Annotated in this window: 8 protein-coding genes; 1 reads left to right on the top strand and 7 read right to left on the bottom strand. The window is 66.7% G+C overall.

Annotation, left to right across the window (positions count from 1 at the left end; genetic code table 11):
* Positions 1–142: 142 nt before the first annotated feature.
* From ACFY10_RS09485 to ngcE, 7 genes are all read right to left on the bottom strand, one after another.
* The gene (locus ACFY10_RS09485) at positions 143–1462 is read right to left on the bottom strand and encodes a sugar ABC transporter permease (RefSeq protein WP_390664478.1); all 1320 of its coding nucleotides are present in this window, start codon (positions 1460–1462) and stop codon (positions 143–145) included.
* Positions 1459–2250, bottom strand: a complete 792-nt coding sequence (locus tag ACFY10_RS09480) for an ATP-binding cassette domain-containing protein (RefSeq protein ID WP_390664477.1) — start codon at positions 2248–2250, stop codon at positions 1459–1461. The genes ACFY10_RS09485 and ACFY10_RS09480 overlap by 4 nt, the downstream gene beginning before the upstream one ends.
* 250 nt (positions 2251–2500) lie before the next feature.
* Entirely contained in the window at positions 2501–3598 is a 1098-nt protein-coding gene (locus tag ACFY10_RS09475) for a sugar ABC transporter substrate-binding protein (protein ID WP_390664476.1), read from the bottom strand.
* Positions 3599–3721: 123 nt separating this feature from the next.
* Entirely contained in the window at positions 3722–4921 is a 1200-nt protein-coding gene (locus ACFY10_RS09470; protein ID WP_390664475.1) for an ROK family transcriptional regulator, read from the bottom strand.
* 192 nt (positions 4922–5113) lie between these two features.
* Entirely contained in the window at positions 5114–6037 is a 924-nt protein-coding gene (locus ACFY10_RS09465; RefSeq protein ID WP_390664474.1) for a carbohydrate ABC transporter permease, read from the bottom strand.
* A gap of 4 nt (positions 6038–6041) precedes the next feature.
* Positions 6042–6968, bottom strand: coding sequence for a carbohydrate ABC transporter permease (locus tag ACFY10_RS09460; protein WP_390664473.1), 927 nt, complete (start codon positions 6966–6968; stop codon positions 6042–6044).
* A 56-nt stretch (positions 6969–7024) separates the two neighbouring features.
* A complete protein-coding gene (gene ngcE, locus ACFY10_RS09455; protein WP_390664472.1) occupies positions 7025–8479 on the bottom strand; it encodes an N-acetylglucosamine/diacetylchitobiose ABC transporter substrate-binding protein in 1455 nt (484 codons plus the stop codon).
* Between the two features lie 365 nt (positions 8480–8844).
* Between ngcE and ACFY10_RS09450 the strand changes: the two genes are divergently transcribed.
* Positions 8845–12645 carry a GH92 family glycosyl hydrolase gene (locus ACFY10_RS09450; protein ID WP_390664471.1) on the top strand — a complete coding sequence of 1267 codons (3801 nt, stop codon included), beginning with the start codon at positions 8845–8847 and terminating at the stop codon, positions 12643–12645.
* Positions 12646–12723: the final 78 nt, after the last annotated feature.

Raw genomic sequence — 12723 nt, 5'->3', positions numbered from 1 at the left:
TGGCTGTGCCCGGTACCGCCGTTGGTACCGGGCACAGGAGGGAGGGCCGCCGCAGGCGCCCTCCAGGGGCGCGGGGAACTGCGCGACCAGCCACACACGGCCGGCACCCGCAAAACCACCGCACCCCAACGGCGCGACCGCGCTATGCGCGACCCGCAGCCTTCTGGCTCTTACGCGAGACGGAGTCAATAACAACCGCACCCAGCAGAACCGCGCCAGTGATCATGTACTGGATGGACGTGTTCATGTTGAGCAGGTCCAGACCGGTCTGGATCGACTGAATCACCAGCATGCCCAGCAGGGCGGACCACACCGACCCCCGCCCGCCGAACAGCGACGTACCACCGATGACCGCCGCCGCGATGGCGAGCATCAGCGTGTTGCCGCCACCCGCGGTCAGCGTCGCACTCGCCGTCTGGCCGGCGAAGAACATGCCGCCGATCGCCGCGAACATGCCGGAGATGGAGAACACGGTGATACGGACCATGGGCACGCTGATACCCGCACGGCGGGCCGCCTCGATGCCGCCGCCGACCGCGAACACCTTGCGGCCGTAGGTGGTGCGCCGCAGCACGAAGTCGACGACCACGAGGCAGGCGAGGAAGATCACCAGGGCGTTGGAGACACCGGCGGCGTTGTTCAGCACGGCCGCGGCCGCGAAGGACGCGATACCGAGCAGAACGACGCGCACCAGGATCTCGCTGGTGGGGCGGAAGGGCACCCCGGCGGCCCGGCGGCGGCGCTGCTCGTTGAACTGGCCCACGAGCGACAGGACGACGCCGAGACCGGCCAGCAGATAGGCGCCGATGACGGCCTGGTCCATGAAGAAGGAGTTCTGGCCGAAGAGGTGCACGGGGCCGGTGTCGGCCGGGATGTTGATGGTGCCGCTGGAGCCCAGCAGCCACAGCATCAGACCGTTCCAGCCCAGGAAGCCGGCGAGGGTCACGACGAACGCCGGTACCCCGATCCTTGCGAAGAAGAATCCGTGCAGTGCGCCGATACCGATACCGGTCAGGATGGTCAGGACCAGCGCGAGCCAGTCGTTCATACCGTGCTGGACCACGAACACGGCGAAGATCGTCGAGGACAGGCCGCTGACCGAGCCGACGGAGAGGTCGATCTCGCCGAGCAGCAGCACGAACACCAGGCCGATGGCGAGCATGCCGGTGGCCGACATGTAGTAGCTGATGTTGGAGAGGTTGTCCGCGCTGAGGAAGCGGTCGTTCTTCAGCTGGAAGATCGTCCAGATGACGATCAGGCCGATGACGACCGGCAGCGAGCCCAGCTCGCCGCCCTTCACCTTGCGCTTGAACTCGGTGAGGTAGCCCTTGAAGCCCTCTTCGCGGACCAGCAGCCGCGGGTCGACGACGGCGACCGCAGCGGCCGTCGGGTCGTCCGCCGGAGCCACTGTCTGCTGCTCCGGCGCGGCGTCCGTCTTGGAAACCTTGGACGTGTCGCTCACTTTGCCGCCTCCGTGCTGCGACGCCCCGCACGACGGGTCACGGCGTTGTCCGTGGCACCCGTGATCGCGGCGATGATCTCTTCGTGGCTGGTGTCCTTCACGGGGAAGGAGCCGTTGTTCTTGCCCAGGCGCAGGACGGCGACGGTGTCCGCGACCGCCTTGACGTCGGCCATGTTGTGGCTGATGAGGATGACGCCGAGGTCACGCTCGCGCAGCCGCTCGACCAGGTCGAGGACCTGCGCGGTCTGCTCGACACCGAGGGCGGCGGTGGGCTCGTCGAGGATGACGACCTTCGGGTCACCGATCAGCGCGCGGGCGATGGCGACGACCTGGCGCTGACCGCCGGAGAGGCTCGCGATCGGGATGCGGACGCTCGGGATGCGGATGGAGAGCGTGGACAGCAGCTCCCGGGCGTTCTTCTCCATCGTCACCTCGTCGATGACGCCGCGGTGCAGCAGCTCACGTCCGAGGTAGAGGTTGCCGACCACGTCGAGGTTGTCGCACAGGGCGAGGTCCTGGTAGACGGTCGCGACACCGAGGCCCTGGGCGTCGTGCGGTTTGTTGATGCTGACCGGGTTGCCCTCCCACTCGATGACTCCCTCATCGATGGGGTGGACACCTGCGATCGTCTTGACCAGGGTCGACTTTCCTGCGCCGTTGTCACCGACCAGGGCGACGACTTCTCCGGCGTGGACCTCCAGCTCTACGTCGGTGAGGGCCTGGACCGCACCGAATCGCTTGGAGACTCCGCGCAACGCCAGCACGGGCGTAGCGGACACGTGAACCATCTCCTTCGCCGCCTGACCGGCGGGGATGCCGCGCTTGGGGTAGTGCGCGGAGGGGCGTGCGAGAACGCACGCGGTTTACAAGATGAACATGCGCGAATCCGCTGCGCTTGGCAACGGTTCCGTCCGGTACCCGTCCCGGCAGCGGGGTTGGTAGGCCGGGGCGGGCACCGGACAGGCTTCGTGGGACCGCGGGGCGGTCACGGCTCGAGCGACCGCCCGGGGGTCCGGACGGTCACTCGGGTGCGGGCGCCTACTTGAGGCCGGCGGCCGCGCACGCCTTGGCGTAGGCGGAGGTGCAGATCTGCTGGACGGTGTAGAGCCCGTCCTTGACCACCGTGTCCTTGATGTTGGCCTTGGTCACGGAGACCGGGGTCAGCAGCTGCGAGGGCACCTTGTCGCCGGAGCCGCTGGTCAGCGTCTCGGTGGCGAGGGAGGAGATGCTCTTGCCCTGGGCCAGGTCGACCGCGAGCGTGGCAGCACCCTCGGCCTCCGGCTTGTAGGCCTTGTAGACGGTGCTCGACTGGCTGCCGGCGAGGATGCGCTGGATGGCAGCGAGCTCCGCGTCCTGACCGGTCAGAGGGATACCGGAGATGCCGGCGCCCTTGAGGGTGTTGGCGATGCCACCGGCCATGCTGTCGTTGGCGGAGTAGACACCCGCGATGTTCTTGGCACCGAGCTGGGTGATGGCCGCGGACATCTTCTGGGCGGCGACGGTGTCCTTCCAGAGGCCGGACTGCTCGTAGGCGATGTCGACCTTGCCGTCGAGGGCCTGGTGCGCGCCCTTCTTGAACTGCGCGGCGTTCGGGTCGGCGTCGTCACCGTTGATCATGACGACCTTGGACTTCTTGGTGGCCTTGGAGCCCAGCGAGGTGAGCAGCGCCTGGCCCTGCAGGTCGCCGACCTTCACGTTGTCGAAGGAGATGTACGCGGAGACCGGGCCCTGCGCGAGGCGGTCGTACGCCACGACCTTGATGCCCTTGTTCACCGCGGTCTGGATGGAGGACTTGATGGCCGCGGAGTCCTGGGCGCTGATCACGATCACCTTGACACCCTTGGTGATCATGCTGCTGACCTGCTGCGCCTGCTTTGCCGCGTCGGCGTTGGCGTTGGCGTACTCCACGGTGCAGCCGGAGCAGAGTTCCTTCACCTTGGCCTGGAAGAGCGGCCGGTCGAACTGCTCGTACCGGGTCTGGGTGTTGTCGGGAAGAAGCAGACCGATCGACGTCTTGCCGCCCGAGCTGGTGCTCTCGGACTTCTTGTTGTCACCGGCCTTGCCACAGGCGGCCACTGCAAGGGCCATCGAGACGGCGGTCGTGCCGATCACGACCTTACGCATCGTTGCGTTCATTTTGGGGGTGCCTCCCTGACAGGGCCGCAACGCTGCGGCCGAGGTGGCTGGAAGTCAACTCGGCCACACGTGCGACGTCAAGAAGTAAATACTTAACGAGATGGCAACGGCGTCATGCGTTCTCTAAGTGAAGGCAGGTGTCGCAGTCGACAGGGTGCCGTCCAAAAGGGTCGAATCGCCCATCTCGCTGAGTGCGAGAGCAAGCGCTCCGAGCACCTCCGCACGGCCCCCAAGTGCCCCCGGGAGAACGGACAGTTGGCGCGCTGCACTGGGGATCGCATAGCGGCCGACAGACTCTCTGATCGGCCCGAGCACCAGCTCACCGGCCTCGGCGAGATCACCGCCCAGGACGACCCGGCTCGGGTTCAGCAGATTGCAGAGATTGGCGACTCCACTGCCGATGTGACGGCCGACGTCGGCGATCACCCGACGACAGCCCGGATCCCCCTCCTTCGCCAGCCGTACGACGCCTTCCATCGTGAGGTCGGTGCCGTGGCTGGACTGGAGGAGCGGGAGTACATAGCGCGCTGCAGCAAAGGTTTCCAGGCATCCGCGGTTCCCGCAGCGGCAAACGGGACCGGACTCGTCGAGTGTAATATGTCCGATTTCTCCAGCGGTACCGCCGGGACCCCGGTAGATCTTCCCGTCGATCACCAGGCCCGCGCCGACACCACTTGCGACCTTGATGTACGCCAGGTCCCTGACCCCCCGGCCGCTGCCCCAGACCAGCTCACCGAGGGCGCCGAGGTTGGCGTCGTTGTCCACGTGCACGGGCACGCCGAGCCGCCCCCGCAGCTCCTCGGCGGGCTTGGTGCCGGTCCAGCCGGGCAGGATCGCGGTCGAGCCGAGGGTGCCGGACTCGACGTCGATCGGGCCGGGCACACCCAGGCCCACGCCCGCGATCTTGGACCGGTCGACCCCGGTTGCTGCAATCAGGCGATTGACCAGCTCTTCCGCCCGGTCGAAGCCCTGTGTCGAGGAGGCGTCCACGTCCAGTGGCTCGGACTCCTCGGCCAGCACCTGATGGGCGAGGTTTCCGACCGCGACGCGCAAATGCGTGTGCCCGAAGTCCACACCGATGACAATCCCGGCGTCGCCGCTGAGGGAGACGCTGCGGGCCCTTCGGCCGCCCGCCGATGTGGGCGTGACCTCGACTGTTCCGCCGTCCTTGAGCTCGCGGACGATATTGGAGACCGTTGCCGCGGACAGCCCTGTGGTCCTCGCGATCTCCGCCTGCGTGAGTGACCCGGCCAGCCGGACGGCCCGTACGACCCGCTCCAGGTTGGCTCGGTGCAGTGACGACTGCGACCCCGGAGTCTCCACGACGACCTCCTGCGCGCGGGACCGCTTCAATGAGGCCCCGTCTATGTCCAACTAGTGAACTCTAAGCTGAGCCGTTCGGGTCGCCTCCCGTCAAGAGGTTGAACCGTTTCCGGGTCCTTGCACACACGCATACACACGTGTGCGCGCCGCCCCCGGGGCCGGGGAACGGCGCGCACTCCAGGCGTCGGACCGCTACTTCAGCGCCCCCGCCGTCAGCCCCTGCACCACCTGCCGCTGGAAGACGATGTACGCCGCCAGCACCGGCAGCATCGCCATCACCAGGCCGGCGAAGAGCCCTGACCAGTCGCCCTTGTACCCCTGGCTGGCGGCCAGCTGCACCAGGCCCTGGGTGAGCACGCGCTTGTCGGGGTCGGTGTTGAGCACCGTCGGCAGCATGTACTGGTTCCACTGCCCGAGGAAGTTGAAGATCCCCACGCTGATCAGGCCGGGCTTGGCCATCGGCAGCATGATCTGGAAGAACGTCCGGGAGTGCGAGGCCCCGTCGACGAAGGCCGCCTCCGCGACCGAGTTCGGCAGCGTCCTGAAGAACGCGTGCAGGAAGAACACCGTGAACGGCAGCGAGTAGGCGATGTAGACCAGGATCAGGCCGTGGATGGTGTTCAGGAGGCCCATGTTGTTCACGACGTAGAACAACGGGACCAGCGCCAGCATGATCGGGAAGCTCATGCCGCCGATGAACAGGAAGTAGATGAAGCGGTTGCCCGGGAAGTCGAACCGGGCGAGCACGTACGCCGCCATCGAGCCGAGCACCAGGGTGCCGATGAGCGAACCGCCCACCACCAGAATGGTGTTGAGGAAGTAGTCGCTCATGTTGGCGTCGGTCCAGGCCCGCGCCCAGTTGTCGAAGTGCAGCTTGTCCGGCAGGGCCCAGGGCGAGCTGAAGATGGAGCTGTCGTCCTTGAAGGACGTCATCACCGCCCACAGCAGCGGCATGACGACCATGAACGCCCACAGGACGAGCATGCCGTGGGAGAAGACGTTGAGGAGGTTTCCTTCCTTCTTCTCCTTCGCGGGCGGGTCGGCCGCGATGTCGATCTTGCTGACGGAGGCGCCGGACTCGGCCGGCACGGGGGCGGGGGTCTGCGTCGTCTTCATCTGATCAGTACTCCAGCCGCTCGCGCCGGCCCAGCCGCATCACGATCGCCGCGAAGAGCAGCGTGACGATGAGCAGGGCGACGCCGATGGTGGTCGCGTAGGCGGCCTGTCCGTCGCGGAACGCCTTCTGGTACACGTACAAAACCATGACGGTGGTCGAGTAGTCGGGGCCGCCGGGTCCGGTCGTCATGATCTGTACGACTGCGAACGACTCGGCGCCGAGGGCGAGGATGCCCATGTAGACCCAGCCGGACTGCACGGTGTCCCACAGCAGCGGCAGGGTGATCCGGAAGAACGTGGAGATGCGGTTCGCCCCGTCCAGCAGCGCGGCCTCGTACAGATCCGCCGGAATGGAAGCCATACCGGCGGAGAAGAGGACCACGAAGAAGCCGACCGTGGACCAGACGAGCACCGCCATCACGCACCACAGGGCCAGGCTCGGGTCGCCCAGCCAGAGCGGCTGGACGCTGCCGAGCCCGATCCCGCGCAGCAGCGAGTTGATCGCGCCGCTGTCCGGGTTGTACGCGAAGGCGAACAGCAGGGCGACGATCGCGATCGAGAGCACCTGCGGGAAGAAATAGACGATTTTGTAGAACGACGAACCGCGGACACCGGAAATCACCGGGCCGCCCCGCCTTCTCCGTCCGCCCACATTGATCATGAAGGCGAAGAACAACGCCAGACTGATCGTCACCACCGGCAGCACCAACGCGAACAGCAGGCTGTGCTGCAACGACTTCCAGAAGATCTCGTCGTCGAGCATCCTTTTGTAGTTGTCGAAGCCGACCATCTTGAATTCGGGGCTCAGGCCGGTCCAGTCCGTGAACGAGTAGTAGATGGACTGGATGAACGGCCAGACGACGAAAAGCGCGTACAGCCCCAGGGGCAGCGCGAGAAACCCCACGATGAACCGGTACTTGCCGTGCTGCATTACTACCTACCCCGATCTCTGGGCGGGTGCCGAGTGCTGCCGCTGGTGACGGACCCTCACTGGTGCTTGTAGTGCTTGATCGACGTGTCCTTGGCGGCCGCGTCGGCGAAGCCCTGGATCTTCTTGATGGCTTCGGCCGGGGTGAGACGGCCGGCCATCATCTCGCCGAGGCCCGCCACACCAATCTGCTCCTTCTGCAGCTGTACATACCAGTCCTGCAGCCGCGGGTTCAGGACGTTGTCCCCGGCCAGCTTCAGCGCGGCGACTCCGGACTTGAGGCCCGGGGTCAGGGAGATCCCGGTGGTGCCGCCGTTGAACGCGGTCAGCGACTTGACCTTGGTGGTGAAGTTCTTCGAGGAGGCCTCGCTGAGCATGATGCGCAGCTGCTCCATGCCGCCCTCGGGGTTCGCCGCCTTGGCCGGGACGATGAACGGCTCGCCACCGGAGGCCCAGATGGTGCCGAAGGGCATCTTGTCGGAGCTGTCGATGCCGGTGGGCGCCGAGACCGCCAGGTTGAAGTCGGCCGGGATGACGTTCGCCGACTCGTTCTCCACCCAGGAGCCGTTCGGGATGAACAGCGCCTTGCCCTTGGCCCAGGCGGTCTGCGACTGGATGTGGTCGAGGCCGGGGGTGCCCTTGAGGATGTAGCCCTTCTTGTAGAGCTCGTAGTAGGCGTCGAAACACGCCTTGACCGCCGGGTGCTTCCAGGCGTTCGGCTCGAGGTTGTCGATGGCGTCGAGGACCTCACGGCCGCCGACCTTGCCGATCATCGGGTAGAGCGAGAAGGGGATGTAGTAAGGGTATTTGCCCGCGTACGTCCAGCCCGCCATGCCCTTCTTCTTGGCCTTCTCGCAGACGGCGAGCATCTCGTCCCAGGTCTTGGGGTACTGCGCGTCGAGCGAGTCCAGGGCCTTCTGCGAGTACCAGACGCCGTACACCGTGTAGGCGTAGTACATGATCCAGACCGGGTCGCCGTCGAACTGGCCCATCTCCACGATGCCTGGGCGCAGCGTGTCGCGGACCTTCTTGTTCGGGTCGTCGTAGGACGGGGCGTCGAGGAGCGGGGTGAGGTCGGCGAGCTGCTTCTTGCCGACCAGGACGCCCATGTCCATCTGCTCGGCGCCGGAGTTGTCGATGAGGTCCGGCGGGGTGCCCTGGTTGAAGCGGGGCTGGAGCGTGGACTGGATCTTCTGGGTGGCGGAGAACTTCACCTTCACCTTGGGGAAGTTCGTCTCGTAGATCTTGACGGCGTCCTGGGCGTACTCCTTGCCGAAGCCGCCGTCGAACAGGACGAACTCCATGCCCGCGGTGTCGTTCACGCCCAGCGGGTTCTTGGCGGTCTTCTTGCCCGCCTTGGCCTTGTTCCCGTTGTCGCCGCCGCCGCTGCTGGCGCAGGCCGACAGGAAACTCATCGTGGGTACGGAGATCAATCCGAGTGCGGCGGACCGCTTGATCAGGTCGCGGCGGCCTACACCCGCGCTGCCGTTGTTCTCGGCGGAAGTGGATCCCATGCTCAAGTCCTCGCCTTCTCCAGGACTCAGGCGGTGAACCGGATCCTCCCCGGCACCGCGGTCAGGTCAGCAGGGTCGTGCAGGAAGTGCGGATGGTGAAGAACGGATCAGGTGAATCGCCGACAGGTATAGTCCACTTCCCGCCAACGGAGCAAGATCGAATGCAAGGTTGGCCAATGGTCTTATCCGAGTTGAGACCTCCAGGAAATATGAGCCGCCTGTGGCCACCTTGCCGGAAAAATCCGCGACATACGCCCCGAATGCCACAGTCAACGCCCTTGACATCACTGGCCACTTGGCCCACTACTGGTCCTTGCGCGTCATAGTTGACAACGTTGTCCAGAGCGCAGGGAGGGTGCTGGCGTATGCGGCACAGAGCTCGGCACAGATGGGGTCCGGCGGTCGTGATCACGGCCGCCTTTGTCATGGCGGTGGGCTCGCAGGGCGCGGCGGTCGCCCTGCCCGACGCGCCGTCCAAGGCCGACCGGGAGTTCGCCTCCTCCTTCGAGGCGGGCGATCCGGCACCGGACTGGCTGAACACGGTCGACACCGCGCCGGACGGCAGCAAGCGGGCCTCCGGTGTCGACGGCGGCTACAGCACCGGCATCCCGGGCAACGTGACCGACCATGTCACGGACGTGCGGGCGAGCGCCGAGAACACGGACGGCGGCGAGGTGAAGGAGAACCTCGTCGACGGCGAGTCCGGCACCAAGTGGCTGACCTTCGCACCCACCGGCTGGGTCGAGTTCGACCTGGACAAACCGATCAAGCTCGTGACGTACGCGCTCACCTCGGCCAACGACGAGGACGAGCGCGACCCCCAGGACTGGACGCTCCAGGGCTCCACCGACGGCAAGGACTGGAAGACCCTCGACTCCCGCTCCGGCGAGTCCTTCTCCGAGCGGTTCCAGACCAAGTCGTACGACCTCGCCGAGCCGGCCGAGTACGAGCACTTCCGGCTCGACATCACGAAGAACCACGGCGCCGACCTCCTCCAGCTCGCCGACCTGCAGCTCTCCACGGGCGGCAGCGGCGGCCCGGCCCCCCAGGACATGCTGTCGCTGGTCGACCGCGGCCCGAGCGGTTCGCCGACGGCGAAGGCGGCCGCAGGGTTCACCGGAAAGAGAGCCCTGCGTTACGCCGGACGGCACACGGCCGGCGGACGGGCGTACTCGTGCAACAAAATCTTCGACGTGAATGTGGCCGTCGGCCGCGACACCCGGCTGTCGTACCGGATCTATCCGTCGATGGCGGACGGCGACCGCGACTACGACGCCACGAACGTGTCGGTGGATCTGGTCTTCACGGACGGCACCTACCTCAGCGATCTGGGCGCGACCGACCAGCACGGGTTCGCGCTGTCGCCGCAGGGGCAGGGCGCCTCGAAGGCCCTCTACGTCAACCAGTGGAACAACGTGGCCGCGCGGATCGGGTCGGTCGCGGCCGGTAGGACGGTCGACCGGATCCTTGTGGCGTACGACTCCCCCGGGGGCCCGGCGAAGTTCCGCGGCTGGCTGGACGACATCACGATCAAGCAGGTCGCGCCCGAGCAGCCGAAGGACCACCTGTCCGACTACGCGCTCACCACCCGCGGCACCAATTCCAGCGGCGGCTTCTCGCGCGGCAACAACTTCCCTGCGACGGCAGTGCCGCACGGCTTCAACTTCTGGACGCCGGTGACCAACGCGTCCTCGCTGAGCTGGCTGTACGACTACGCGCGGGCGAACAACGACGACAACCTGCCGACGATCCAGGCGTTCAGCGCCAGTCATGAGCCGAGTCCCTGGATGGGTGACCGGCAGACCTTCCAGGTCATGCCGTCCGCCGCGTCCGGCACCCCGGACACCGGGCGGGAGGCCCGTGAGCTGGCCTTCCGGCACGAGAACGAGACCGCGCGGCCGTACTACTACGGGGTGCGGTTCGAGAACGGGCTGAAGGCCGAGATGACCCCGACCGACCATGCGGCGGCGCTCCGGTTCACCTACCCCGGAGACGACACGAGCGTCGTCTTCGACAACGTGACGGAGCAGGCGGGGCTCACTCTCGACAAGGAGAACGGGATCGTCACCGGCTACTCGGACGTGAAGTCCGGGCTGTCGACGGGCGCCACCCGGCTGTTCGTGTACGGCGAATTCGACAAGCCCGTGACGGACGGGTCCTCCAGCGGGGTCAAGGGGTATCTGCGCTTCGACGCGGGTGACGACCGCACGGTCACCCTGCGCCTCGCCACCTCCCTCATCAGCATCGACCAGGCCAAGGACAACCTCCGTCAGGAGATCCCGGACGGCACGTCCTTCGACGCGGTCAAGAACCGCGCCCAGCGGACCTGGGACCGGCTGCTCGGCAAGGTCGAGGTCGAGGGCGCGACGCCGGACCAGCTGACGACGCTGTACTCCAGCATGTACCGGCTGTACCTGTACCCCAACTCCGGCTTCGAGAAGGTCGGTTCGAAGTACCAGTACGCGTCCCCGTTCTCGCCGATGCCCGGGCCGGACACCCCGACCCGCACCGGCGCGAAGATCGTGGACGGCAAGGTGTACGTCAACAACGGCTTCTGGGACACCTATCGGACCACCTGGCCGGCGTACTCCTTCCTGACGCCCTCTCAGGCGGGCGAGATGGTCGACGGGTTCGTGCAGCAGTACAAGGACGGCGGCTGGACCTCGCGCTGGTCCTCCCCCGGCTATGCGGACCTGATGACCGGCACCTCGTCGGACGTGGCCTTCGCGGACGCGTACGTCAAGGGCGTGCACTTCGACGCCAAGGCGGCGTACGACGCGGCCCTGAAGAACGCGACGGTCGTGCCCCCGGAGTCGGGCGTGGGCCGCAAAGGCATGGCCACCTCGCCCTTCCTCGGCTACACGAGCACCGACACGCACGAGGGCCTGTCGTGGGCGATGGAGGGCTACAACAACGACTACGGCATCGCGCGAATGGGCCAGGCCCTCTACAAGAAAACGGGCGAGAAGCACTACAAGGAGGAGTCGGAGTACTTCCTCAACCGGGCCCAGGACTACGTGAATCTCTTCGACTCCAAGGCGGGCTTCTTCCAGGGCCGCGACGACAAGGGCGACTGGCGCGTGGACTCGGCCAAGTACGACCCGCGCGTGTGGGGCTACGACTACACGGAGACCAACGGCTGGGGCTACGCCTTCACCGCCCCGCAGGACAGCCGGGGCCTGGCCAACCTGTACGGCGGCCGCAGCGGGCTCGCGGACAAGCTCGACGAGTTCTTCGCCACGCCCGAGACGGCGTCGCCGGAATACGTCGGCTCCTACGGCGGGGTCATCCACGAGATGACAGAGGCGCGGGACGTCCGGATGGGCATGTACGGGCACTCCAACCAGGTCGCGCACCACGTCATCTACATGTACGACGCGGCCGGGCAGCCCTACAAGGCGCAGAAGAACGTCCGTGAGGTGCTCTCGCGCCTGTACACCGGCAGCGAGATCGGGCAGGGCTACCACGGCGACGAGGACAACGGCGAGCAGTCGGCCTGGTACCTGTTCTCCGCGCTCGGCTTCTACCCGCTGGTGATGGGCAGCGGCGAATACGCCCTCGGGTCACCGCTGTTCAAGAAGGCGACGGTGCATCTGGAGAACGGCAGTGACCTCGTCGTCAAGGCGCCGAGGAACAGCGCGAAGAACGTGTACGTGCAGGGGCTGCGCGTCAACGGCCGTACATGGACGTCGACTTCCCTTCCGCATTCGCTGCTCTCGCAGGGCGGGGTCCTGGAGTTCGACATGGGGTCGAAGCCCTCGTCCTGGGGCACCGGCAAGAACGCGGCGCCCGTGTCGATCACCCAGGACGACCAGGTGCCGACGCCGCGGGCGGACGTGCTGAAGGGTGACGGGCCGCTGTTCGACAACACGTCGGCGACGGACGCGACGGTGACCTCCGTGGACCTGCCGGTCTCCGGTCCGGTCAAGGGCGTGCAGTACACGGTGACTTCGTCCTCCGACCACACGAAGGCGCCGACCGGCTGGACGCTCCAGGGCTCCGACGACGGCACCACCTGGCAGACCCTCGACCAGCGGTCCGGCGAGTCCTTCACCTGGGACCGGCAGACACGCGCGTTCACCGTGGGGTCCCCGGGTACGTACGGGAAGTACCGTCTGGTCCTCGACGGCGAGGCGGTCGTTTCGGAGGTCGAACTACTGGCCTGAGCGGCCGAGTTGGGGAATTCCGTGAACGGTTCGGGGGCCGCGTCGAGCGTGACGCGGCCCCCGAAGGTTGCTTACTGA

Origin of the sequence: Streptomyces sp. NPDC001401 (assembly GCF_042895385.1) — a bacterium.
GTDB lineage: Bacteria > Actinomycetota > Actinomycetes > Streptomycetales > Streptomycetaceae > Streptomyces.
Note: the sequence above shows the minus strand (reverse complement) of the source record. Positions and strands in the feature narration are given on the sequence as shown.

Excerpts from the sequence above, each read along its gene's own strand:
- ACFY10_RS09480 (WP_390664477.1), bottom strand. The coding sequence starts at position 2,250 with ATGGTTCACGTGTCCGCTACGCCCGTGCTGGCGTTGCGCGGAGTCTCC.
- ACFY10_RS09475 (WP_390664476.1), bottom strand. The coding sequence starts at position 3,598 with ATGAACGCAACGATGCGTAAGGTCGTGATCGGCACGACCGCCGTCTCG.
- ACFY10_RS09465 (WP_390664474.1), bottom strand. The coding sequence starts at position 6,037 with ATGAAGACGACGCAGACCCCCGCCCCCGTGCCGGCCGAGTCCGGCGCC.
- ACFY10_RS09460 (WP_390664473.1), bottom strand. The coding sequence starts at position 6,968 with ATGCAGCACGGCAAGTACCGGTTCATCGTGGGGTTTCTCGCGCTGCCC.
- ngcE (WP_390664472.1), bottom strand. The coding sequence starts at position 8,479 with ATGGGATCCACTTCCGCCGAGAACAACGGCAGCGCGGGTGTAGGCCGC.
- ACFY10_RS09450 (WP_390664471.1), top strand. The coding sequence starts at position 8,845 with ATGCGGCACAGAGCTCGGCACAGATGGGGTCCGGCGGTCGTGATCACG.